Raw genomic sequence first — 24,679 nt, forward strand, 5'->3', positions numbered from 1 at the left:
CTCCGCGTCGGCTTTTAGAGCGTGACGCAGAGCGTCACAAGAGGCGTTCCCACGCAGAGCGTGGGAACGATCAATGCGCCAGGTGGAATTGAGCAGGGCCAAGGACTTGCTCGCCGAGTTGATAACTATCGACAACCCGCAAGTTATCCACAGCTCGCTGCAATTGGCGCTGAAAAACCTGGGGTTGACCCGGATGATCAACCCGGCCTCGGCCAAAACCCTTTAGACCGAGGCGCCTTCATCGCAGGCAAGCCAGCTCCCACCTGTGGAATGCATTCCCCTGTGGGAGCTGGCTTGCCTGCGATAGCGGTGGTCCAAGCAGCGCTAAAACATCAGGTCCACCTCACCCAGCCGCCCCCCGTGCGGGCCAAAGCTGCGCTCCAGCATCCGCCGCGTCCCATCGGCATTCACGATCAGCGCCGTGCTCGCCCGTGTCCCATAACTGGGGCTGGCGATAAACACGCTCGACAGCAGGCTTTCGGTCGCCAGGCCTACGCCGGTGTCCGGCAACTCAGCAAACGGGGCAGTCTGCGGGTCGCTGAGAATTCCCTGCAGTGCCTCAGGCTCGGGGTTTTCCAGCACGGCGCTGAACGCTGCTTTGGCCTTCACCAGCTTCGGCCATGGCGTATCCAGCCCGGCATTGGATAACCCGTACACCCCAGCCTTCAATCGCGTCGGCTCGGTATCATTGGCGTTGTAGTGCCACAGTTCATCCCGCGTGCCCACCAGCAGGTTGAACCCGGCATATTCAATCGAGCGGCCATTTACATCGGCCAAATAATCGTCGATCGGCAGCGAGCCGCTGAGAAACCGCGCAACCAGTTCGCCGCGAGACTTGCGTGCCGGTGGCTGGTGCGGGTCGCGGATGTTGGTCAAGGCGGCAAAGCGCCCATCCGCGTTCACCCCCAGCCAGGTGCCCCCGGCCTCCTGATCGCGACCGGCATAGACCTGGGGCGCATCCGCCCACTGGGCCAGCGGCAGGCTGGGGCGGGCGTAGAACTCATCGCGGTTGGCCGCAACGATCAGCGGTTGGGCATGGCCCGGTCGCCAGGCGAAAACAATCAGGCACATCGGGTGACCCCTTTTGTGTTTTTGCCACTCTACCCACAGACGCGCCGGTGTTCCATCGTCTCGAAGTTGGGCCGCGCACCTCTGATCCGTTAACATGCCGGGCTGTTTGGTGTGTATGTGAACTTCTTAATTTGATCTCGCAGCTGTAACGCAGGCTTAATCGCACATCGGCATGGTCCGGTGCGTCATGACTAAATGTTTTAACGAGGAGTCGCAATGCTGCCTTACCCGCAGATCGACCCGGTGGCCCTGGCCATCGGTCCGCTGAAAATCCATTGGTACGGGTTGATGTACCTGATCGGCATCGGCGGTGCCTGGCTGCTGGCTTCCCGGCGCCTGAACCGTTTCGACCCGACCTGGACCAAGGAGAAGCTCTCCGACATGGTGTTCTGGATGTCGATGGGCGTGATCGTCGGCGGGCGCCTGGGGTATGTGCTGTTCTACGACCTGTCTGCGTATCTCGCCAACCCGACCCTGATCTTCGAAGTATGGAAGGGCGGCATGGCGTTCCACGGCGGGTTTATCGGCGTGATGATCGCCGCATGGTGGTTTGGTCGGCGCAATGGCAAGTCGTTCTTCCAACTGATGGACTTCGTCGCACCCTTCGTGCCGATCGGCCTGGGCGCCGGGCGCATTGGTAACTTTATCAACGCCGAGTTGTGGGGCAAGCCGACCGACGTACCGTGGGCGATGGTGTTCCCGCCGTTCAGCGACCCGGCACAACTGCCGCGCCACCCGTCGCAGCTTTACCAGTTCGCGTTGGAAGGTGTGGCGCTGTTCCTTATTCTCTATATCTTCTCGCGCAAGCCACGCCCAACCATGGCCGTGTCGGGCATGTTCGCGCTGTTCTACGGGATTTTCCGCTTTATCGTCGAATTCGTACGGGTACCGGATGCGCAGTTGGGCTACCTGGCGTGGGGCTGGCTGACCATGGGTCAGGTGCTTAGCCTGCCGATGATCCTGGCGGGCCTGGGCATGCTGTGGTGGGCGTACAATCGCCCGCAGCCGCTGAAGAACGCCGCGCTTTAAATTCGAATGCCAAGACCAGGAGGTCTTGGCTTCAACGATACGGGTAAAAACATGAAGCAATATCTCGAACTGCTGCAGGACGTCGTGACCAATGGCCTGACCAAGGGCGACCGCACGGGCACCGGCACCAAGGCTGTGTTTGCGCGTCAGTATCGGCATAACCTGGCCGACGGCTTCCCGCTGCTGACCACCAAGAAGCTGCACTTCAAAAGCATCGCCAACGAACTGATCTGGATGTTGAGCGGCAACACCAACATCAAGTGGCTCAACGAAAATGGCGTGAAGATTTGGGATGAGTGGGCCACCGAAGACGGCGACCTGGGCCCGGTCTACGGCGAGCAGTGGACTGCCTGGCCGACCAAGGACGGCGGCACGATCAACCAGATCGACTACATGGTGCACACGCTCAAGACCAACCCCAACAGCCGTCGCATCCTGTTCCACGGCTGGAACGTTGAATACCTGCCGGACGAAACCCAGAGCCCGCAGGAAAACGCGCGTAATGGCAAACAAGCCTTGCCGCCGTGCCATTTGCTTTACCAGGCGTTCGTGCATGACGGCCACCTGTCGATGCAGCTGTATATCCGCAGCTCCGACGTGTTCCTGGGCCTGCCGTACAACACTGCCGCGCTGGCGTTGCTGACCCACATGCTGGCCCAGCAGTGCGACCTGATCCCCCACGAGATCATCGTCACCACGGGCGACACCCACGCCTACAGCAACCACATGGAACAGATCCAGACCCAGTTGGCGCGTACGCCGAAAAAACTGCCGGAACTGGTGATCAAGCGTAAGCCTGCGTCGATCTACGACTATAAGTTCGAAGACTTCGAAATCGTGGGTTACGACGCCGACCCAAGCATCAAGGCCGACGTGGCGATCTAAAGCCTTACTCGGTGAAAAACTGTGGGAGCTGGCTTGTCTGCGATAGCGCAGTGTCAGGCGAAATTAATGTCGCTGGTCCACCGCCATCACAGGCAAGCCAGCTCCCACATGGGTTTGGTGTTCACCTGAGTTAATGGCCGTGGCTTCTGCCCACATGCGAAGGCTCGGCCTCGCTGGCCGCAATCCCTCCGCTGACTTCCAACTGCTGCAAGATCCCGCACTGGTTGCCACCGCCGCAACGTTGGCGCAGGTCCAGCAGTTGTTCCTGCAAGGCCAACAATCCGTCGATCCGCGCTTTCACATGATGGATATGCTCGTCGATCAACGCATTTACGCTTTCGCACTGGTCCTGGGGGCTGTCACGCAGCCCCAGCAGGCTGCGGATTTCTTCGAGGGTCATGTCCAGGCTGCGGCAGTTGCGGATAAAGGTCAGCCGCTCGGTGTGCGCCTGGGTGTACACGCGGTAGTTGCCGTCGGTGCGTGCCGGAGGCGGCAGCAGGTTTTCCTTCTCGTAATAACGGATGGTTTCCACCGGGCAATCGGTGAGTTTGGCCAGTTCGCCGATCTTCATCGCAGCAATCTCCAAATGGGTGCTTGACCCTATAGTGGCTACAGGGTCTTTACTTGGCAACAGGCACCTTTACGGACGCGACCTGATGAGCCACTCCATTCATACCCCGCACAAGCACGACCACAAGCATGATCACGATCACGATCACGATCACGATCACGCTCATGACCACGGCCATGATCACAAACATGACCATGGGCCCGCCAAACTCACGCCTGTGGATAACCACGGCCATTCCGGCTCCTGCTGCTCCGGCGCTGCCGGGCCTGCCATCGTGACCTTGAGTGAAGCGCCCACCGCCGGCTCGCGCCTGAGCACCTTCCGCATCGAAGCCATGGATTGCCCTACCGAGCAGACGCTGATCCAGAACAAGCTGGGCAAGCTCGCTGGCGTGCAGCAACTGGAATTCAACCTGATCAACCGCATCCTCGGCGTCACCCATGACCTGCCGAACACGGCGCCGATCATTGAGGCAATCAAGTCCATCGGCATGCAGGCCGACCCTATCGAAGAAGGCAGCCCCGCCGCCGCGCCGCCCGCCAAGAAACATTGGTGGCCGCTGGCGGTGTCGGGCGTGGGTGCCCTGGGGGCCGAGGTGTTGCATTTCACTGGTGTGGCACCCACCTGGGTAATCGCGCTGGTGGCGTTGGTGTCGATTCTCAGCGGCGGCCTTACCACCTACAAGAAGGGCTGGATTGCCCTGAAGAACTTCAACCTCAATATCAATGCCTTGATGAGCATCGCGGTGACGGGCGCGATCCTGATTGGCCAGTGGCCGGAAGCGGCGATGGTGATGTTCCTGTTCACCGTGGCCGAGTTGATTGAGGCCAAGTCCCTGGACCGGGCGCGCAACGCCATCAGCGGCCTGATGCAGATGACCCCGGAACAGGCCACGGTGCGCCAGGCCGATGGTTCCTGGCTGGAACAAGAGGTCAAGAGCATTGATCTTGGCGCGATTGTCCGAGTAAAACCCGGCGAGCGCATCGGGCTCGACGGTGAAGTCACGGCCGGCCAGTCCACCATCGACCAGGCACCGATCACCGGGGAAAGCCTGCCGATCGAAAAAACCGTGGGCGATAAGGTGTTTGCCGGCACCATCAACCAGGCCGGTTCCCTGGAGTACAAGGTCACCGCCGCGGCCAACAACTCCACGCTGGCGCGGATCATCCACGCGGTGGAACAGGCTCAAGGCGCACGCGCACCGACCCAGCGCTTTGTCGACAGTTTCTCCAAGGTCTACACCCCGGCTGTCTTCCTGTTTGCCCTCGGTGTGGCGGTGATTCCGCCGCTGTTCATGGCGGGCGTGTGGTTTGACTGGATCTACCGCGCCCTCGTGCTGCTGGTGGTGGCCTGCCCTTGTGCCTTGGTGATCTCCACCCCGGTGACCATTGTCAGCGGCCTGGCGGCGGCGGCGCGCAAAGGCATCCTGATCAAGGGCGGCGTGTACCTGGAGGGCGGCTACAAGCTCGACTACCTGGCCCTCGACAAGACCGGCACCATCACCCACGGCAAACCGGTGCAAACCGACTACCTGCCGCTGTTCCCGAACATCGAAGACAGCGCGCCGGCCCTGGCGGCCAGCTTGGCATCGCGTTCCGATCACCCGGTGTCCCTGGCGATTGCCAACGCGGCTGTGGATAAAAACCTGTCGACTCACGCTGTGGATAACTTCGAAGCCCTGGCCGGGCGCGGTGTGCGGGGTGATATCAACGGCCAGACCTATCACCTGGGTAACCACCGCCTGGTGGAAGACCTCGGTCTGTGTTCCGAGGCCTTGGAAGAGAAACTCTTTGCCCTGGAAAAACAAGGCAAGTCCGTGGTGTTGCTGTTGGACAAGTCTGGCCCGCTGGCGCTGTTTGCCGTGGCCGACACGGTCAAGGAGAGCAGCCGCGAAGCCATTCAGCAGTTGCACGACCTAGGCATCAAGACCCTGATGCTCACCGGCGACAACACCCACACTGCCAAGGCCATTGCGGCCCAGGTGGGTATCGACCAGGCCCAGGGCGACCTGTTGCCCACCGACAAGCTGCAAGCCATCGAAACCCTCTACGGCCAGGGCCATCGGGTGGGCATGGTCGGTGACGGTATCAACGACGCCCCGGCCCTGGCCCGTGCCGAGATCGGCTTTGCGATGGCCGCAGCGGGCACCGATACCGCTATCGAGACCGCCGACGTGGCGCTGATGGACGATGATTTGCGCAAGATTCCGGCTTTCATTCGGTTGTCGCGGCAAACGTCGAGTATCCTCAAGCAGAACATCGCCCTGGCGCTGGTGATCAAGGCGATCTTCCTGGCCGTCACGTTCATGGGCATGGCGACCATGTGGATGGCGGTCTTCGCCGACATGGGCGTGAGCCTGCTGGTGGTGTTCAATGGCCTGCGCCTGGTGCGCAAATAGAGGATGAGAGGGTGGTGTGCTGAGTGCTGAGTTAAAGGCGTTTTTCATGGTCGCCCGCCTGGGCAGCATTACCCAGGCGGCGAAGAAACTCGGCTTGAGCCAGCCCACGGTGACCACCCAGATTCGCAACCTGGAAAGCCACTACGGCGTCGAGTTGTTCTACCGTGGCGGCCGCCGCCTCACCGTCAGCGACGAAGGCGCGCGGCTATTGCCGATGGTCAAGGCGCTGTTGCAGCAGGAAGCGGATATCGAGTTTTTCCTGCGCAACAACGGCCAGGTCCAGGGTGCGCTGAGAATTGCCGCAACGGCGCCGTATTACATCCTCGATCTGGTCAAAGCCTTTCGCGAGCGCCTGCCCCAGGTGGACGTGTCGGTGGAAATCGGCAACTCCCAGCAGGTGCTTGAGGCGCTGGACGATTACCGCGTCGATGTCGCGGCCTCATCGCAATTGCTGGAAGACGCCCGTCTGATCCGCCGCGTGCTGGGCACCGACCCGCTGGTACTGGCGGTGCACCGCAATCACCCGTTGGCCAAGCTCGATCACGTACCGTTGAGCGCGCTAGTCGGGCATACCTTGCTGATGCGTGAAGCGGGCTCCACTACCCGCAGGCTGACGGAAGAGATGTTGAAGAATGCGGGCGTCGGATATGGGCCGTTGTTGGAGATTGGCAGCCGTGAGTCGATTCGCGAGGCGGTGCTGCGCAATATCGGCATCAGCATCATCGCCCGCCAGGAAGTGCCCCACGACCCGCAGTTGCGCGTGCTGACCATCGAGAATGCACCGCAGATTCCGGAGTATCTGTATTGCCTCAAGGAGCGCAAAGGAGCGCGCCTGCCGGCGGCGTTCCTTGGCCTGGCTCAGGAAATGTCACCCCTCTGATCGTTCCCACGCTCCGCGTGGGAACGCCGCCCAGGACGCTCCGCGTCCGTGACGCGGAGCGTCACTAGAGACATTCCCACGCAGAGCGTGGGAACGATCATGATAGCGGTCGTGAGTCCTACACAAATCCACCAATACCACTATCACCTCTTTTTGCCTTTCTGCCACACCCGCTACGCATTGCCCTCCTAGCATGGCCTTCATCCGTTCGATGAGGTGCCACCATGCACACAGCCCTGACCCAACCCGGCGCACCGATGAAAGTGCGCGCAATCCAGAAACGCTTTGGCGCCTTCACCGCGCTGGACAACGTCTCCCTGGACGTCGCCGCCGGCGAGCTGGTGTGTCTGCTGGGCCCTTCCGGCTGCGGCAAGACCACACTGCTGCGTTGCATCGCCGGCCTGGAGCGCCAGGACAGCGGTGAGCTCTACCTGGGCGAACGGGACGTGTCCCTGCTGCCACCCCAGGCGCGGGACTACGGCATCCTGTTCCAGTCCTATGCGTTGTTTCCCAACCTCAGCGTTGAAGCGAACATCGGCTACGGCCTCACCGGCAGCGGCCGCGATGAAGTGCGCAAGCGGGTCGCGCAGATGCTCGAACTGGTCGGCCTGGTGGGCAGCGAAAAGAAGTACCCCGGCCAACTCTCCGGCGGCCAGCAACAGCGCGTCGCCCTGGCCCGCGCACTGGCGCCGGCGCCGTCGTTATTGCTGTTGGATGAGCCGATGTCGGCCCTCGATGCCCGGGTGCGCGAGCACCTGTGCACCGAACTGCGCCAACTGCAGCGGCGCCTGGGTATCACCACCTTGATGGTGACCCACAACCAGGACGAAGCCATGTTGATGGCCGACCGCATTGCCGTGATGAACAACGGCAAGGTCGAGCAGTACGCCACGCCCCAGGAAATCTACGACCGCCCGGCCACGCCGTTCGTGGCGGAGTTTGTCGGCCAGGGCAACTGGTTGCCGTTCAGCCGTAACAGCGCCAGCCATGCCCAGGTGGGTGGGTTGAACATGCGCCTGGCTGAGGACGCGGGTGTCGCCCAGTCCGGCCGCTTGTTCTGCCGCCCGGAAGCCATTTGCGTCAACCCGCTGGTGCATGAAGAAAACCTGTTCCCGGCCAAGGTTCGCGAGATCACCTTTCTCGGCAACCGCTGCCGCATGAGCTTTGAGCTGGAACAATTGCCGGGCCATGCGTTGCTGGCTGAACTGGCGCCGGAAGCGATGCCGCGCCTGGGCGCCCAGGACATCTGGGTGGCGTTGCCGCCGCGCAGCCTGCAGGTGTTTGCCTGAGATGGGGGCTGTGATGACATTGCCGGTACCGCGCCAGGTGTCCCGCGCCGAGTGGGGCGACCGCCTCTTCGTGGTCGGCGGCAAGTGGCTCTGGCTGGGCCTGTTAGTGGTGGCGGTGCTGTTGCCGCTGTTGGCGATCTTCTGGCGCGGCTTCAGCAGCGAAGCCGGGCAGGGCGGTGGCCTGGTAGCCGCTCGCGAACTGCTGAGCAGCGCCAACTTTCACTGGTTGCTGGGCAATAGCCTGAAAGTTTCCCTCAGCGTGGCGGCCATCGTCGTGCCGCTGGCCTACTTGTTTGCCTATGCCCTGCAACGCACGCTGATCCCCGGCAAGTCCATCTGGCGCGGCCTGTCATTGCTGCCATTGATGGCGCCGTCGATGCTGCCAGGTATTGCCCTGGTTTATCTGTTCGGCAACCAGGGCCTGCTGCGCGGCTTGTTCTCGGAAAATATCTACGGTTTCTGGGGCATTGTGCTCGGTGAGGTGATCTACACCTTTCCCCATGCCTTGATGATTTTGCTGTCGGCGTTGTCCTTGGCGGATGCACGCTTGTTTGACGCTGCTTCGAGCATGGGCGCCAGCCCGGCACGGGCGTTTCGCAGCATTACCTGGCCAGCCACGCGCCAGGCGGTGTTCGCCGCTTTCTGCCTGGTGTTCACCCTGACCATCACCGACTTCGGAGTACCGGTGGTGGTGGGCGGCGATTATCAGGTGCTGGCGCTGGAAGCCTACAAGGCGGTGGTGGGCCAGCAACAGTTCGGTCGCGGCGCGTTGATCGGCATGGTGTTGCTGCTGCCGGCGCTGTTCAGCTTTGGCGTGGATGCGTGGTTGCGCCGTCGGCATGGCGACGCGATGAGCGGCCGCGCCCAGGTGTTCCAGCCAGCGCCATCGCGGCTGCGCGACGGGTGCTACCTGGCCGTCGTACTGCTGATTTGCGCGGCGTTGCTGCTGGTGTTCGGCATGGCGGTGTACTCCTCGCTGGTGAAATTCTGGCCGTACAACCTGTCGCTGTCGCTCAACCACTACCAATTCGAAGACACCGCCGGCGGCGGCTGGCTGGCCTATCGCAACAGCCTGACCATGGCGCTGTGCACGGCGTTGATCGGCAGCGTGCTGATTTTCACCGGTGCCTACCTGATGGAAAAGACCAAGGGCCAGAAGAACCTCAACCTGGCGCTGCGCATGCTCAGCTTCGTGCCGATGGCCGTGCCGGGCCTGGTCCTGGGGCTGGGCTACGTGTTCTTCTTCAACCTCAACGGCAACCCGTTGCATGTGTTGTACGGCAGCATGGCGTTGCTGGTGGTGTGCACCATTGCGCACTACCTGACCACCGCGCAGATGACCGCGACCACCGCCTTGCGCCAGTTGGACGCCGAGTTCGAAGCTGCCGCGTTGTCCCTCAAGGCACCGTTGTACCGCCATTATCTGCGCGTCACGGTGCCGATCTGTCTGCCGGCGCTGCTGGACATCCTGCGCTACCTGTTTGTCTCGGCGATGACCACCGTCTCCGCCGCGATCTTCCTCTACAGCCCCGACACCATCCTCGCCGCCGTCGCCGTGCTGAACATGGACGACGCCGGCAATGTGGGGGGCGCGGCGGCCATGTCGACCCTGATCCTGTTCACCTCGGCCAGCGTCTCGCTGCTGCTGGCGTGGGCTTCACGTGGCGCGCTGCGCCGCTCCCAAGCCTGGCGCCAGCGCGCACCTGGCCAATAAACATTCCTGAAGGAGGTGCTCCATGTTCAAGCCCCTGGCGCTGGTCGCTGCAGTCCTCACGGCATTCAGTCTGAATGCCTTCGCCAAGACCGAGTTGACCGTGTACACGGCCCTTGAAGCCGAGCAATTGAAGACCTACAAAAAAGCTTTCGAACAGGCCAACCCCGACGTCGAGATCAAGTGGGTGCGCGACTCCACCGGCATCATCACCGCCAAACTGCTGGCCGAGAAAGACCGCCCCCAGGCTGACGTAGTGTGGGGCCTGGCCGCCTCCAGCCTGGCGATCCTCGATCAGCAAGGCATGCTCGACAACTACGCGCCCAAGGACCTGGACAAGATCGGCAAGCATTACCGCGACGCCGCCAACCCTCCGGCCTGGGTGGGCATGGACGTGTGGGCCGCCACCCTCTGCTTCAACACCGTCGAAGCCGAGAAGCAGGGCCTCACCAAACCGGTGAGCTGGCAGGACCTGACCAAGCCCGAATACAAGGGCAAGATCGTGATGCCTAACCCGGCGTCTTCAGGCACCGGCTTCCTGGATGTCAGCGCCTGGCTCCAGACCTTCGGCGAGAAGCAAGGCTGGCTGTACATGGACGACCTGCACCGGAACATCGGCCAGTACGTTCACTCCGGCTCCAAGCCGTGCAAGCTGGCGGCGTCCGGTGAGTTCCCGATTGGCATTTCCTTCGAATACCCGGCGGTTCAGCTCAAACGCCAGGGCGCGCCGCTGGAGATCATCCTGCCCAAAGAGGGGCTGGGCTGGGAGATCGAAGCCACCGCTGTGATCAAGGGCACTGCCCATGCCGACGCGGCGAAAAAACTCGCCGACTTCTCTGCCAGCACCGCGGCGATGGACCTGTACAAGGAAAACTTCGCCGTGCTCGCGCAACCGGGTATCGCCAAGCCGCAGACCGAATTGCCGGCGGACTATGAGCAACGGTTGATCAAGAACGACTTTGTCTGGGCTTCCAGGAACCGTGACAGCATCCTGGCCGAATGGCGTAAGCGTTATGACGGTAAGTCGGAAAAACAGTAACCGATCGTTCCCACGCTCCGCGTGGTAACGCCGCTCTGGACGCTCCGCGTCCGCTTTTAAAGGTCGTGACGCGGAGCGTCACCGGATGAATTCCCACGCGGAGCGCGGGAACCAGAGGACAGTATGAGTAGTGATCTGTTAGTCGTCGGCGCCGGCATCCTCGGCCTCTCCCACGCCTATGCCGCCGCCAGGCGCGGCCTCAAGGTCAAGGTGTTCGAGCGCAGCGCCACGCCATTGGGCGCCTCAGTGCGCAACTTCGGCCAGGCACTGGTCACCGGTCAACCACCAGGGCCAATGCTGGACCTGGCGCGGGAAAGCCGCGAAATCTGGGGCCAGTGGGCGCAAGCGGCGGGCCTGGCGCTCAAGCGCAATGGCTCCTACCTGTTCGCCCGCACCGAAGCCGAAGAACATCTGCTCGAAGCCTTCTGCGCCGGGCGCGCGCGGGAGCACGGCTACAACGTCGAGCTGCTGCAGGGCGCTGCCATGAACGACCTGTACGCCGGCCAGTTCCGCCATCACCGCGCCGCCCTGCATGGCAAGGATGACCAGCAGTTGTACTCCCGCGAGGCGATCCCGGCGCTGATCCATTACCTGAGCCAGCACTTGCACGTGGAGTTTCACTTCTCCACGCTGGTACGTGACGTAGAGCCGGGCCAACTGCACAGCACGGCCGGCAGCTTTCGCGGGGAGCAGATCGTTGTCTGTTCAGGCCACGACTATCAGACCCTGCTGGCCGAATCCATCGCCCCGCTCAACCCGCACACCTGCCGCCTGCAAATGCTGCGTGCGCGGCCGGTGCTTAATCTGAACCTGCAACACGCGCTGCTCACCGGCTTGAGTTGCGTGCATTACGGCGCTTTCGCCGACCTGCCGGAAGCCGCTGTGGTCCAGGCGCAGATTCTGCGCGAAACGCCACATCTGCAGGAACACGGCATTCACCTACTGATCAGCCCCACGCCCCATGGCGAACTGATCATCGGCGACTCCCACCATTACGACAGCGACCCGTCGCCCTTCAATGCCGAGCAGATCGATGACTGGATGATCGAGCTGGCGCAGCAGACCCTGGGGTGCAACATTCAGGTGGTCGAGCGCTGGCAAGGCGTTTACGGCGCTCGCGGCCCCGGGCCGTTTTCGTTTGTGCAGGCGGCACCTGGCGTCAGCGCTGCCTTGATGCACACCGGCGTAGGGATGAGCGTGGGGCCGGCCATGGCCGAGCGCAATATCCGCAGGTTATGGGGAGAAGCGTGATGAACCCGGAACAGGCAGGCATTGGCGGTTCAGGTCTGGTCCAGGCGTTGGGCCAGGGCTTCAACCTGCTCTTGGCGCTCGGCCTGGCTTAGTTTCGCGTGGGGATTGAGGGATGACCATTGCGGATAGGCGCGGGCTTTGTTCAAGGCGTCGGGCAGTTTGCCCTCGCGCCAGGTTTTGTCCTGGGGCGTATCGACCTTGATGCTGTGCATTGCCGCATGGCCGCGCAGGTTCAGGGCCTTGAGCAACTGGCGCTGGCGCAGGGCTAGCAGGCGCAGCACGCTGTCGTCGACGGTCAGCTCGCGCTGGCCCTTGATCTTGCCGAGCAGGCGACTGCCGTAGCTGCGTGCGGTTTGCAGGGCGCCACCGGCGATAGCGCCTGCCAGGGCCGCGGCGCCAAGGGTCAGGCCGCCGACCAGTAGATCCACGCCAGCACCGGCAGCGGCTCCGGCAGCTATCCCGCCGCCGACCCGCACGCCAAGTTGCTTGAGGGTTTCGGGGTTGAACAAGTCATCGCCCCAGCGACCGTCGAGCAGCGGCAGGTCGCTGGCCGCCGCGTCCTGTGGGCGAAAGCCGAACAGTTTGAGCAGGGCTTCAACGCACTTTTGTTCGCGTTGGCGCACGGCCTTGCGTAAGTCGCTGACGGCTTGGGGCTCATTCTCGGTTGTCACACTGCGACGGCAGGCCGCGCAGTCGATCAACAGTTCGGCGATCAAGCGGGCGGCGCTTTGCTGGCGAGCCTGGCGCTGGGCTTCTTGATCGAGGATCAGGCGTTCCAACTGCGGCCGTGAGTTTTCCAGCAGCAGGGCCAGGCTTTCATACAGCCGGCGTTCGCCGTCTTCGGGCGGTGCCACGCTGTCAAAACGCACCAGCGCATGCAGGCCGAGGCGGGCCAGGGCTTCGCGCCAGTCCGGTTCGCGGTGGTCGCTGCTGCTGACAAAGTTGAGCACCGGCAACAACGGCTTGCCGCAACTGGCCAGCACTTGCAGTTCGTCGCGGTACTTGGCCAGCACCGGCTCGCGAGCGTCGATCACGTACAGGCCGGCATCGGAGGCCAGCAACTGGCGCAGCACCTTGGCTTCCTGTTCGAAACGCTGGCGCGCCTCGCTGCCTTCCAGGAAACGCGTCAGCCGCGCAGGGCCATCCAGGCGTTCGCCGGGGCGGTCGAGGCGTTCCAGGTAATCGAGCAGGGCGATGGCGTCTTCCAGGCCGGGAGTGTCGTACAGCTCCAGCAAAGCTTCGCCATCTACCGATAGGCGTGCACCTTCGACGTGCCGCGTGGTGCTGGGGCGATGGGACACTTCGCCAAAGCCGACATCACGGGTGAGGGTGCGCAACAATGAGGTTTTGCCCACGTTGGTATGGCCGACCACGGCGAGTTTCAGCGGTTTAGTCATGACCTGTCTCCAGCCAAGTGAGCGGCGCGCAATCGGCAAACGACACTTCAAGCTGTTGCAACGCGGCATGCCAGTCGCCCAGGCGCTCGGCGTCCAGCGCCTGGCCCGGTGGTGCCTGCAGCAGCCATACGCGAGTGTCGGTGGCGCTGCGTGCCAGCTCGGCGATCAGTGCCAGGCTGCCACGGTCGGGCGAGCGGCGCGGGTCACAGGCGATGGCCAGGCGCGCGGGTGGGAAACGGCTGAGTTGCTCCAGCAGTTTGTTGCGTGATTCGCGGCTGTCGAGGATGCCGGCGTTCTTGACGTTGGCAGGCAGTTTGGGGGGCCAAGGGTGTTGGTCGTCGAGTTCGATGGCGACCAGCAAGGCGCCATCACTCTCCAGCTCACTTGCGCCGCCGCTGATCGAGTGCAGGTGATCGGGCGCCACATCGTTGACCCCCAGGCGCTCGCTGCTGGGCATCAGGCGTTCGCGCAGTTGGGCGTAGCCGGGGAGGTTGAGGTCCAGGTGCAACGCTGCGCGCCCGCGTTTCCATCGCCACAGGCACAGCAAGGCAAGGATCAACCGCGGCAGCAGACCGTAGACCAGCAACACGCCCACCAGCCAGGCCGCCCAGGCCTGGCGGGCGCTTTCGATATTCAGCGCGGAGTCGCCGCTGGCGCGGATCATCTCCACGGTGGGCACATTGAAACCGAGCAGAGCCGGGAGTGTGCCGAGGGCCTGGGTCACGGCGACAAAGGTATCGGCGCCGAGAATGGTGGTTTCCCACACAAACCCATAGCGGCGGGTGGCGAGCAGAGTCAGCAGGATCACCAGGGCGCTGAGCAAGGCCAGCAACCACAAGCTGTTGACCAGCACACCCACCGCCCAGCGATTGAGTTTTTGCCGTTGCAGCAACAGCAACAACGCCGGGGCCAGTTGCGCGGCCTTGGCGTCACGGGCCAGTTTCTCGCTGAGCCACAACCACAGCCGGCCAAGGCTGGCGCTGTGTTCGCCGGCAAACAGCAGGCCCAGGGCCCAACTGATCAGCAAGATCAGGTTCAGGCCGAGCAGGCTGCCCAAGGCCCAGAACACATTCACCGGGGCCAGGCCATTACCCAGCGCGGCGAACGCCAAACCGGCGCCGCTGATGACGGCGACCGCCGCCAGTAACACCAGCGCCAGGCGTGCGCCTTGCAGCCAGCGGCTGAGCGCGGCGGCCAAACCATCGCGCTCGGCCAGGTGCAGCGCACGCTGCTGGATGCGCGTGGCCAGGTCGCCCCCGGCGGTGCGGGCCAAGCGGTTGGCTTCCAGGTCTTCCAGAGGGCCGGCGTGTTCTTCCCGCAGGCGCACGGTTTCTGTCAGCCAAAGTCTGTGCAGCGGGTTCAGTGCAGTCACGCGCCGTCCTGTCGTGTTGATGAGGTTGGAGCATAACCGCTGGCTCGCCGCTCTGGTATTCTCGTCGCCATGAAAAAAACTCTCCCTTTAAGCCTGATCGCAGCCCTCGGTGAAAACCGTGTGATCGGCGTCGACAACAGCATGCCCTGGCATTTGCCGGGGGATTTCAAATATTTCAAAGCCACCACCCTTGGCAAGCCGATCATCATGGGGCGCAAGACCTGGGATTCCCTGGGCCGACCGCTGCCGGGGCGCTTGAACCTGGTGGTCAGCCGTCAGACCGATCTTGTGCTGGAAGGTGCGGAAGTTTTTCCTTCACTGGGTGCAGCGGTCGAGCGCGCTGAGGAATGGGCCAAGGCGCAAGGCGTGGACGAGCTGATGCTGATTGGCGGCGCGCAGTTGTATGCGCAGGGGCTGGAACAGGCCGATCGCTTGTACCTGACCCGCGTGGCGCTGAGCCCGGGAGGGGATGCGTGGTTTCCGCAGTTTGATGGGAACCAGTGGAAGCTGGTGTCGAATGTCGAAAATCCGGCTGAAGGTGATAAGCCGGCCTACAACTTCGAGGTGTGGGAGCGAGCTTGCTCGCGAAGATCGTCAACGATGACGCGTGCATTCTGAATGAACGCGGCGCCCTCAGGTTCTTCGCGAGCAAGCTCGCTCCTACAGGTTATAAGCCTTTATGCCTGCGCCAGTTCGGCATGCTCATCGGCATCCAGCAACGCTTTATCCGTCTGCCCCATGATCTGGCTGGTAATCGCCCCCGCCGTCATCGAACCATTGACGTTCAACGCCGTACGGCCCATGTCGATCAGCGGCTCCACGGAAATCAACAGCGCCACCAGTGACACCGGCAAGCCCATGGCCGGCAGCACGATCAGCGCGGCAAAGGTCGCACCGCCGCCCACGCCGGCAACGCCCGCCGAACTCAAGGTCACTATCGCCACCAGGGTCGCGATCCACAGCGGGTCCAACGGGTTGATGCCCACAGTCGGCGCGACCATCACCGCCAACATCGCAGGGTAAAGACCGGCACAACCGTTCTGGCCGATGGTCGCGCCAAACGAGGCGGCGAAGCCGGCGATGGATTGCGGGATGCCCAGGCGACGGGTCTGCGCTTCAATGCTCAGCGGGATGCTTGCAGCGCTGGAGCGGCTGGTGAAGGCGAAGGTCAGCACCGGCCACACCTTGCGGAAGAAGCGCAGCGGGTTGATCCCGGCCAAGGACAGCAGCAGGCCGTGCACCACGAACATCAGGCCCAGGGCCAGGTACGACACCACCACGAAACTGCCCAGCTTGATGATGTCTTGCAGGTTGGAACCGGCGACCACTTTGGTCATCAGCGCCAGCACACCGTAGGGGGTCAGCTTCATCACCAGGCGCACCAGGCGCATCACCCAGGCTTGCAGGGTGTCGATGGCGTTAAGGACTTTCTGGCCTTTTTCCACGTCGTCCTTGAGCAGTTGCAGCGCGGCAACCCCAAGGAACGCGGCGAAAATCACCACGCTGATGATCGACGTCGGCTTGGCCCGGGCCAGGTCGGCGAACGGGTTGGCCGGTACGAACGACAGCAGCAACTGCGGGATATTCAGGTCGGCAACCTTGCCCGCGTAATCACTCTGGATCACTTGCAGGCGCGCCATTTCCTGGGTGCCGGCCACCAGGCCTTCGGCAGTGAGGCCGAACAGGTTGGTCAGGCCGATGCCGATCAGGGCCGCGATGGCCGTGGTGAACAGCAGCGTGCCGATGGTCAGGAAGCTGATCTTGCCCAGGGACGAGGCGTTGTGCAGGCGCGCCACGGCACTGAGGATCGAGGCGAATACCAGCGGGATCACGATCATTTGCAGCAGCTGCACATAGCCGTTGCCGACCAGGTCAAACCAGCCGATCGAAGCTTTGAGCACCGGGTTGCCGTCGCCGTAGATCGTATGCAACGTCGCACCGAACAGCACGCCAAGCACCAGGGCGAACAGCACCTTCTTGGCGAGGCTCCAGTTAGTACGGCCAGTTTGTGCCAGGCCCAGCAACAGGGCCACGAACACCAATAAATTGAGAATCAGGGGCAGATTCATTGAAGCTCCGTTGAGAAGGCAGCCAATCGCGTGAGCCTGCGATTGCGAACCGGGAAGCCTAACAGCTTGAAATATATTGATTTAATACCAATATGGAATGGCGACTGTCGTTTTTGGAATAAGCGTTTGACGCCCAGGCGTATGCGCTTGGCGCAATCGCGACGTCAGCGGTCGCGCTCGGGCGATAAGTGTCATACGGATTTGTTAGCGTCGATGTCTTTCACTTGAGGGAGACAACGCCTATGAAGCTCGCGCCGAAACTACTGTTATCCGCCGCCTTTTGCCTCGGGCTCGCCAGCCAGGCGTTTGCCGCCACCGAGTTGAAACACTGGCCGGCACCTGCCGCCAAACAACTCAATGAAATGATCGCCGCCAACGCCAACAAGGGTAACTACGCGGTGTTCGATATGGACAACACCAGTTACCGCTACGACCTTGAAGAGTCCTTGCTGCCGTTCATGGAAAACAAGGGCCTGATCACCCGCGAAACCATGGACCCTTCGCTCAAGCTTATCCCCTTCAAAGACACCGCCGACCATAAGGAAAGTCTGTTCAGCTACTACTATCGCCTGTGTGAAGTCGACGACATGGTCTGCTACCCCTGGGTTGCGCAGATTTTTTCCGGCTTCACCCTCAAGGAACTCAAAGTGCAGGTCGACGAGCTTATGGCCTCCGGCAAGCCCGTGCCGGTCAGCTATTTCGAAGGCGACGTGGTGAAAAAATCCGAGGTACAGCCGCCAAAAGTCTTCACCGGCCAGGCCGAGCTGTACAACAAACTGATGGAAAACGGCATCGAGGTATATGTGATGACCGCCGCGTCCGAGGAGTTGGTGCGCATGGTCGCGGCTGATCCGAAGTACGGCTACAACGTCAAACCCCAGAACGTCATCGGCGTGACCACCTTGCTCAAGGATCGCAAGACCGGCGAGCTGACCACCGCACGCAAACAGATCACTGCCGGCAAGTATGACGAGAAGAGCAACCTCGGCCTGGAACTGACCCCCTACCTGTGGACCCCGGCGACCTGGATGGCCGGCAAGCACGCGGCGATCCTCACCTACATCGACGAATGGAAAAAACCAGTGATTGTCGGCGGTGACACACCGACCAGCGACGGCTACATGCTGTTCCACGATGTGGACGTGGCCAAGGGCGGCGTCCACCTGTGGATCAACCGCAAAGACAAGTACATGACCCAACTCAACGGTATGATCGCCAAGCACGCGGCGGCGCAAGCCAAGGAAGGGCTGCCGGTGACGGCGGACAAGAACTGGGTGATCGTCAAGCCGGAAGAGATCCAGTAAGACCGAGTCACCTGCATCGCAGACAAGCCAGCTTCCACCGTCGACCGCATTCTCATGTTGGGGAGCGGTCAACTGTGGGAGCGGGCTTGCCCGCGAAGGCGGTCTTAAGAACACCGCAGACTCAAAGGCAAAATAGATATCAATTGCGAACTAATCTCATTCTTTGCTAGCGTGCGCACTCCCTGAACCGTCCGTTCTTCTCAAGGTAGTGCTGTGTCCTCCTGGAATACGCAGATCGCGCGCCTGTTCGCGGAGCAGAAGAAAGCCCTCGAAGCCTTCGTCACGCGCCGCACCGGCAGCGCCCAGGTGGCTGCCGACCTGACCCAGGAATCCTTCCTGCGCCTGGCGCGCCTGGAGTCCGGCGAGAAGATCGATAACCTACCCGCGTTCCTCTTCACCATTGCCAGCAACCTGGTGCGCGACCACCAGCGCCAGGCTATCCGCCGCGAGCGTCTGGATGCCGGCGCACCGAGCGAAGAACTGCCCTGCAGCAACCCCGGTGCCGACGAACAACTGGCCGCCTATCAGCAGGAGCAACTGATGCAGGATGCGATCCTGGGCCTGCCCGAGGCGACTCGGCAGATCTTCCTGCTCTATCATGTCGACGAGCTTTCCTACCGCGAGATTGGCGAACGCCTGTCGATCAGCCCGCGCAGTGTGGAATACCAATTGCGTCGCGCCTTGATTGAATGCCGTGGGTACATCAAGACGCGCCTAGCCTGCGATGCACAAGGACGTCGGTCATGACTGCCCTGCCTACTGCTGATGTGTTGTTCGAAGAGGCGTCCGGCTGGTATTTCCGCCTGCACGCCGAGGACTTGACCCCGGCTGAAATGGACGCCTTTGCTGCGTGGCTCGGTCAGGGCCAGGCCCAGGATGATGCCTGGCAGGAAGTGCAGGCGATGCTCGGCGGCCTGCGTGAGCCGGCGCGCGTCATTCGCCGTGGCGAGCAGGCCAACTGGCGTAAACCGCTTCGGCGCTGGGCGTATGCGGCTGCCGTGTTGCTGGCCGTGGGCCTGATCGTGCAGAACACTCCCTGGCTTGACCGCTTGCGTGCCGACTACGCCACCGGCACTGGCGAGTCGCGCACCATCGAACTGGCCGATGGTTCCCACCTTCAGCTCAACACCGACAGTGCGGTGCAAATCCGCATGACTGCGGGTGAGCGGCAGATTCGTTTGCTGCGTGGCGAAGGTTTCTTCGATGTGACCAAGGACCCCGCACGGCCCTTCGTGGTGCAGTCGGGCGACGGCTGGGTGCGAGTGGTCGGCACCCAGTTCAGTGTGGCGCGGCGTGATGACCAGACGCGTGTGCAGGTGGCGCAGGGCAAGGTTGAAGTCAGTGCAGGGAGCGGCACGCCGGTCTATCTGGAACCGGGGCGGGCCGTGGAGTATCAGAGCCGGCACCTTGCACACGTCCACGGTTTCGACCCGGCCAGCGGCTTTGCCTGGCGTCAGCGGCAACTGGTGTTCCGTCAGCAACCTTTGTCGGTGGTGGTCTCTGAACTGAACCGTTACTGGCCCGGCAAGACGCTGGTGCTCGGTGATGCGTTGCGCAGTCGGGTAGTGTCCGGCGTGTTCGAAATCGACAAGCCCGATGCCGTGCTCAAGGCGTTGGAATACACCCTCAGCCTGCGTGCCGAGCACTACACCCCGTATTTGCTGGTGTTGCGTGAAGGCAATGCGTCCTGACGGCAATTTCTCAAAATATTTTCAGGGTTTCCCCGCAAGCCATCGTCCTTGATCACTGAGGCGTAAATAGTAAGCACTCTCAAGTAGTGCGGCGCCGATCACAGACTTTTGTACCGGGGAGCACCATTCATGGCACACCGATTCGCCACACGGCCCTTGCTGGCCTTGGCCATTTCCTTGGCCAGCTGTATCGCGCCGTCGTACCTGCAGGCCGCTGAGGCCAAGCAGGCCCAGACCTACCGCTTCGATATTCCCGGGCAGGGCCTGGACGCTGCGCTGGCGGCGTTCTCGGCGGTGACGCGGGTTCAGGTGCTAGTGAATGGGGAGTTGACCCAGGGGGTGATATCGCCGGGTGTGAAGGGCAACCTGGGGCAGCGTGAAGCCTTGGGGCAACTGCTCGGCGGCACGGGACTGAGCGCGGCGTTTATCAATGCCGATACCGTCACCCTGGAAAAACGTGTGGTACCAGGTTCTGCCCTGGAAGTGGGCGCCACCACCATCACGGCCGAACGCCTGGGCGTCACCACCGAAGGCACGGGCTCGTACACCACGGGGGCCGTGACCCTGGGCAAGGGCGAGCAAAAACTCAAGGACATCCCGCAGTCGGTCAGCGTCATGACCCGCAAGCAGATGGATGATCAGAACACCACCAAGCTCTCTGAAGTGGTCAAGCGCACGCCCGGCCTGACAGCGACCAAGTCTCCCGGCTCCGGTATGTTCATCTTCTCCCGTGGCTTCGAGGTTGGCACCCTGCAATACGACGGTGTGGGGATTCCACGTAACACTTACACCTTGGGCAGCTATCTCACCGAAAACATGGCCATTTACGACCGCGTCGAGACGCTGCGCGGCCCGGCCGCCTTGCTGCAAGGTGCCAACAGCCCCGGCGGCACCATGAACCTGGTGCGCAAGCGCGGGCAGCAAGCGCCGACGGCGACCATTACCGCCAAGGCTGGCTCATGGGACCACTACGGCACTCAGGTCGATGTCGGTGGCCCGCTGAACGCCGAAGGCACCTTGCGCGGACGCTTCGTGGCGGATTACGACACCACCGACTCCTTCGTCGACTATGCGGGCGGCTGGAACCAGACGGTTTATGGCGCCGTCGACTACGATTTCACTCCCGACACCACCGTCGGCCTGGGCATCAGTAACCAGAAGGGCCATTCGCGCCCCAACTTCATGTCGTTGCCCCGTTATGCCGACGGCAGTGATATCGGTCTGCCGCGTTCGACATTTGTCGGCGCCAGTTGGAACCGCAGCGTCAACAATCAGACTCAGGTGTTTGCCGACATCGAGCACCGCTTCAACGATAACTGGAAAGTGAAAGCCGCACTGGTAGCCATGGATGAGCACAACGACGCAACCTACCAGGCGACGTGGGACACGGTACCCGTCGGCGGTGGCACTGTGCCCTATGTAGATTGGATCACCGACTTCAATACCAAGAGCCGCGGCGCGGATGTGTATGTAAACGGCAAGTTTGAGGGGCTGGGCTTCCAGCAGGAAGTGGTGCTGGGCGCCAACTATTCCAAGCTCACCACCGACGACCAGTGGGCACGGGCTTCAAACCCCGGCGCGGATATCTTCAACATCGACCACAACCGCCCACAGCGCGACAAATACCAATTGTTCCAGGAGGGTGCCGCCTCGAAGAGCTGGTATGACATTCGCCAGAAAGGCATCTATGGCACCTGGCGTGTGAAAGCCCTGGACCCGCTGACGTTGATCGTCGGTGCGCGTACCAGTTGGTATGACTATTCCTACATTGGCCAGAGTGGTTTCAAAGGCACATATGGTGCCCCGCAGGACAATACCACCCAGTCCAATGGCAAGGTTACGCCCTACGCCGGCCTGGTCTATGCGCTCAACGAGCAGTGGTCGGCCTACGCCAGCTATGCCGATGCCTTTGAGCCGCAAACCAACCTGACCACCTCCGGCTCCCTGCTCAAGCCTATCGAGGGCAAAAACTACGAGTTGGGCATCAAGGGAGAGCTGGCTGACGGGCGCCTCAATACCTCGTTTGCGATCTTCCGTTACGATCAGGAAAACCGTAGCGTGCAGGACCTGCAAGGGCCAATGAACTGCAATGGTTGGTACTGCTCGGTCGCCTCTGGCAAGGTCCGCAGCCAAGGCTTTGAAGCCACACTCAGTGGTGAGGTGCTGCCAGGCCTGCAGCTGGCCTCTAGCTACACCTACAACACCACTGAATTCCTCAAGGACGACACCTACCAAGGCAAGATTTTCAGCACTTGGACCCCCAAGCACTTGCTCAAGGTCTGGGGTGATTACCAGTTGCCGGGCGATTGGCAACATTGGAGCGTGGGTGCCGGTGTGACCGCGCAAAGCAGCACCGAAGCCTATGACCGTACGTTCAGCGTGCCGGGCAATGCATTGTGGGATTCGCGGGTGGCCTACAAGATCAACCAGGAATTCACCGTGGCGGCAAACCTGAACAACATGTTCGACAAGAAGTATTACATCCCGGCCTACAACGCGAACTGGGGCAGCAATTACTACGGGGACCCACGCAATGTGATGTTCACCATGACCTATACCCCACAGTTCTAAAGCTTGACGCATCATTGCTGTAGGAGCGAGCTTGCTCGCGAAAAACTCAAAGGCACCGCGTTTATTCAGTAAGTACGCGTTATCGTTGACGCTTTTCGCGAGCAAGCTCGCTCCTACACTGGCATTAGGGGTAAGCCCCGTCCCATATGGGATTTCCAGGCATAAAAATGCCCCGCACCTGGCGGGGCTTTTTTATGCGCGGGGCTTACAGGCCGTCGAGCATGGCTTTGTTGCGTACGGCACCCTTGTCGGCACTGGTGGCCAACAACGCGTAGGCCTTCAATGCGGTGGTGACTTTGCGCGGGCGCTTCTCCACTGGCTTCCAGCCTTTCTTGTCCTGCTCAACGCGGCGTGCTGCCAGTTCTTCATCGCTGATCAACAGGTTGATCGAGCGGTTCGGGATGTCGATCAGCACCTTGTCGCCATCCTGCACCAGGCCAATCGCGCCACCGGCAGCGGCTTCCGGCGAAGCGTGGCCGATGGACAGGCCTGACGTGCCGCCGGAGAAACGGCCGTCGGTCAGCAGGGCGCAGGCTTTGCCCAGGCCTTTGGATTTCAGGTAGGACGTGGGGTAAAGCATCTCCTGCATACCCGGGCCGCCTTTGGGGCCTTCGTAGCGGATGATCACGATATCGCCTTCCTTGACTTCGTCCGCGAGGATGCCGCGTACCGAGCTGTCCTGGCTTTCGTAGATCTTGGCGCGGCCTTCGAAGACGTGGATGGACTCATCCACAGCTGCCGTTTTGACCACACAGCCGTCGAGGGCGATGTTGCCGTACAGCACGGCCAGGCCGCCTTCTTGAGAGTAGGCGTGCTCGACACTGCGGATGCAGCCGTTTTCACGGTCGTCATCCAGGGTGTCCCAACGGGTCGACTGGCTGAACGCCGTCTGCGTCGGAATACCGGCCGGGCCGGCCTTGAAGAAGGTGTGCACGGCTTCGTCGTCAGTCTGAGTGATGTCCCATTTGGCGATGCCTTCGGCGATGGACTTGCTGTGCACGGTCGGCAGGTCGGTGTGCAGCAGGCCGCCACGGGCCAGGGAGCCGAGGATCGAGAAGATCCCGCCGGCGCGGTGCACGTCTTCCATGTGGTACTTCTGGATGTTCGGCGCGACTTTGCACAGTTGCGGCACGTGACGGGACAGGCGGTCGATGTCGCGCAGGTCGAAATCGATCTCGGCTTCCTGGGCCGCGGCCAGCAGGTGCAGGATGGTGTTGGTGGAACCGCCCATGGCGATGTCCAGGGTCATGGCGTTTTCGAACGCCTTGAAGTTGGCGATATTGCGCGGCAACACCGACTCATCGTTCTCGCCGTAGTAACGCTTGCACAGCTCGACGATGGTGCGGCCGGCCTGCAGGAACAACTGCTCGCGGTCGCTGTGAGTGGCCAGTGTGGAACCGTTGCCCGGCAAGGCGAGACCCAAGGCTTCCACCAGGCAGTTCATCGAGTTGGCGGTGAACATGCCGGAGCACGAACCGCAGGTCGGGCAGGCGCTGCGCTCGTATTCCGCGACCTTCTCGTCAGAAGCGCTGGAATCGGCGGCGATCACCATGGCGTCGACCAGGTCGAGGCCGTGGGAGGCAAGTTTGGTCTTGCCGGCTTCCATCGGCCCGCCGGAGACGAAGATCACCGGGATGTTCAGGCGCAAGGCAGCCATCAACATGCCGGGGGTGATCTTGTCGCAGTTGGAAATGCACACGATGGCGTCGGCGCAGTGGGCGTTGACCATGTACTCCACGGAGTCAGCGATGATCTCGCGGCTCGGCAGGGAATACAGCATGCCGTCATGGCCCATGGCGATGCCGTCGTCCACGGCGATGGTGTTGAATTCTTTAGCCACGCCACCGGCGCGTTCGATCTCGCGGGCGACCAGTTGGCCCAGATCCTTGAGGTGGACATGGCCCGGCACGAACTGGGTGAACGAGTTGGCAATCGCGATGATCGGCTTTTTGAAGTCGTCATCTTTCATCCCTGTGGCACGCCACAGTGCGCGCGCACCGGCCATGTTGCGGCCGTGGGTGGATGTTTTCGAGCGGTAATCAGGCATTGGAGCACTCCGGGCGGCTAATCAAGTACTAAAGGGGAGTGAGCTTCTAATTGACGACTGGAACACTCAGAAAATGGCCGTGTGTCCGGAAGTTGCCACTCGCG

The 24,679-nt window shown here is 62.0% G+C and carries 20 protein-coding genes; 14 read left to right on the top strand and 6 right to left on the bottom strand.

What is annotated here, in order from left to right; all coding sequences use genetic code 11:
• The first annotated feature begins 73 nt into the window (after positions 1-73).
• Positions 74-226, top strand: coding sequence for a hypothetical protein (locus OC445_RS06190; RefSeq protein ID WP_262020019.1), 153 nt, complete (start codon positions 74-76; stop codon positions 224-226).
• 98 nt (positions 227-324) lie between these two features.
• On the opposite strand, the gene OC445_RS06195 is transcribed toward OC445_RS06190, so the two are convergent.
• A complete protein-coding gene (locus OC445_RS06195) occupies positions 325-1,071 on the bottom strand; it encodes an NRDE family protein (RefSeq protein WP_262020020.1) in 747 nt (248 codons plus the stop codon).
• A 216-nt stretch (positions 1,072-1,287) separates the two neighbouring features.
• Between OC445_RS06195 and lgt the strand changes: the two genes are divergently transcribed.
• Positions 1,288-2,100, top strand: a complete 813-nt coding sequence (gene lgt, locus OC445_RS06200) for a prolipoprotein diacylglyceryl transferase (RefSeq protein ID WP_003195189.1) — start codon at positions 1,288-1,290, stop codon at positions 2,098-2,100.
• Positions 2,101-2,151: 51 nt separating this feature from the next.
• Complete coding sequence (locus OC445_RS06205) at positions 2,152-2,985, top strand: thymidylate synthase (protein WP_014720362.1); 834 nt, start codon at positions 2,152-2,154, stop codon at positions 2,983-2,985.
• 130 nt (positions 2,986-3,115) lie between these two features.
• Here OC445_RS06205 and cadR read toward each other — a convergent pair whose 3' ends face one another.
• Positions 3,116-3,556 carry a Cd(II)/Pb(II)-responsive transcriptional regulator gene (cadR, locus tag OC445_RS06210; protein ID WP_003195185.1) on the bottom strand — a complete coding sequence of 147 codons (441 nt, stop codon included), beginning with the start codon at positions 3,554-3,556 and terminating at the stop codon, positions 3,116-3,118.
• 85 nt (positions 3,557-3,641) lie between these two features.
• Between cadR and OC445_RS06215 the strand changes: the two genes are divergently transcribed.
• The 6 genes from OC445_RS06215 (at position 3,642) to OC445_RS06240 (ending at position 12,124) form a co-directional block, all read left to right on the top strand.
• Entirely contained in the window at positions 3,642-5,954 is a 2,313-nt protein-coding gene (locus OC445_RS06215; RefSeq protein WP_082423454.1) for a heavy metal translocating P-type ATPase, read from the top strand.
• Between the two features lie 16 nt (positions 5,955-5,970).
• Complete coding sequence (locus tag OC445_RS06220; RefSeq protein ID WP_054898683.1) at positions 5,971-6,834, top strand: LysR family transcriptional regulator; 864 nt, start codon at positions 5,971-5,973, stop codon at positions 6,832-6,834.
• A gap of 224 nt (positions 6,835-7,058) precedes the next feature.
• Complete coding sequence (locus tag OC445_RS06225) at positions 7,059-8,123, top strand: putative 2-aminoethylphosphonate ABC transporter ATP-binding protein (RefSeq protein WP_054898684.1); 1,065 nt, start codon at positions 7,059-7,061, stop codon at positions 8,121-8,123.
• Between the two features lies 1 nt (position 8,124).
• A complete protein-coding gene (locus OC445_RS06230) occupies positions 8,125-9,837 on the top strand; it encodes a putative 2-aminoethylphosphonate ABC transporter permease subunit (protein ID WP_054898685.1) in 1,713 nt (570 codons plus the stop codon).
• Between the two features lie 22 nt (positions 9,838-9,859).
• Positions 9,860-10,873 carry a putative 2-aminoethylphosphonate ABC transporter substrate-binding protein gene (locus tag OC445_RS06235; protein WP_034128970.1) on the top strand — a complete coding sequence of 338 codons (1,014 nt, stop codon included), beginning with the start codon at positions 9,860-9,862 and terminating at the stop codon, positions 10,871-10,873.
• A 123-nt stretch (positions 10,874-10,996) separates the two neighbouring features.
• On the top strand, positions 10,997-12,124 hold the full coding sequence (locus OC445_RS06240; RefSeq protein ID WP_054917032.1) for a TIGR03364 family FAD-dependent oxidoreductase: 1,128 nt from the start codon (positions 10,997-10,999) through the stop codon (positions 12,122-12,124).
• 29 nt (positions 12,125-12,153) lie between these two features.
• Here OC445_RS06240 and OC445_RS06245 read toward each other — a convergent pair whose 3' ends face one another.
• Together OC445_RS06245 and OC445_RS06250 are read right to left on the bottom strand one after the other, a co-directional pair.
• On the bottom strand, positions 12,154-13,521 hold the full coding sequence (locus OC445_RS06245; RefSeq protein WP_054898687.1) for a DUF3482 domain-containing protein: 1,368 nt from the start codon (positions 13,519-13,521) through the stop codon (positions 12,154-12,156).
• Complete coding sequence (locus OC445_RS06250; RefSeq protein ID WP_054898688.1) at positions 13,514-14,893, bottom strand: DUF2868 domain-containing protein; 1,380 nt, start codon at positions 14,891-14,893, stop codon at positions 13,514-13,516. Before OC445_RS06250 ends, OC445_RS06245 begins: the two co-directional genes overlap by 8 nt.
• A 69-nt stretch (positions 14,894-14,962) precedes the next feature.
• On the opposite strand from OC445_RS06250, the gene OC445_RS06255 reads away from it, so the two are divergent.
• On the top strand, positions 14,963-15,511 hold the full coding sequence (locus OC445_RS06255; RefSeq protein WP_262020021.1) for a dihydrofolate reductase: 549 nt from the start codon (positions 14,963-14,965) through the stop codon (positions 15,509-15,511).
• Positions 15,512-15,570: 59 nt separating this feature from the next.
• Here the strand turns inward: OC445_RS06255 and OC445_RS06260 are convergent, their stop codons facing one another.
• Positions 15,571-16,962 carry an L-cystine transporter gene (locus tag OC445_RS06260; RefSeq protein ID WP_054898690.1) on the bottom strand — a complete coding sequence of 464 codons (1,392 nt, stop codon included), beginning with the start codon at positions 16,960-16,962 and terminating at the stop codon, positions 15,571-15,573.
• Positions 16,963-17,204: 242 nt separating this feature from the next.
• On the opposite strand from OC445_RS06260, the gene OC445_RS06265 reads away from it, so the two are divergent.
• From OC445_RS06265 to OC445_RS06280, 4 genes are all read left to right on the top strand, one after another.
• A complete protein-coding gene (locus tag OC445_RS06265; RefSeq protein WP_054898691.1) occupies positions 17,205-18,266 on the top strand; it encodes a hypothetical protein in 1,062 nt (353 codons plus the stop codon).
• A gap of 213 nt (positions 18,267-18,479) precedes the next feature.
• Positions 18,480-19,013 (top strand): RNA polymerase sigma factor, encoded by a 534-nt coding sequence (locus OC445_RS06270; protein WP_034128963.1) that lies wholly within the window; start codon positions 18,480-18,482, stop codon positions 19,011-19,013.
• Positions 19,010-19,957: a FecR family protein gene (locus OC445_RS06275; RefSeq protein ID WP_054898692.1), complete on the top strand. Its 948-nt coding sequence runs from the start codon at positions 19,010-19,012 to the stop codon at positions 19,955-19,957. The genes OC445_RS06270 and OC445_RS06275 overlap by 4 nt, the downstream gene beginning before the upstream one ends.
• A 129-nt stretch (positions 19,958-20,086) precedes the next feature.
• Positions 20,087-22,528, top strand: coding sequence for a TonB-dependent siderophore receptor (locus OC445_RS06280; RefSeq protein ID WP_198790974.1), 2,442 nt, complete (start codon positions 20,087-20,089; stop codon positions 22,526-22,528).
• Positions 22,529-22,733: 205 nt separating this feature from the next.
• Here the strand turns inward: OC445_RS06280 and ilvD are convergent, their stop codons facing one another.
• Entirely contained in the window at positions 22,734-24,575 is a 1,842-nt protein-coding gene (gene ilvD / locus OC445_RS06285) for a dihydroxy-acid dehydratase (protein WP_262020022.1), read from the bottom strand.
• Positions 24,576-24,679: the final 104 nt, after the last annotated feature.

The sequence above is a fragment of the Pseudomonas sp. Pse35 genome (genome assembly GCF_024519715.1).
Taxonomy (GTDB): Bacteria; Pseudomonadota; Gammaproteobacteria; order Pseudomonadales; family Pseudomonadaceae; genus Aquipseudomonas; species Aquipseudomonas paracarnis.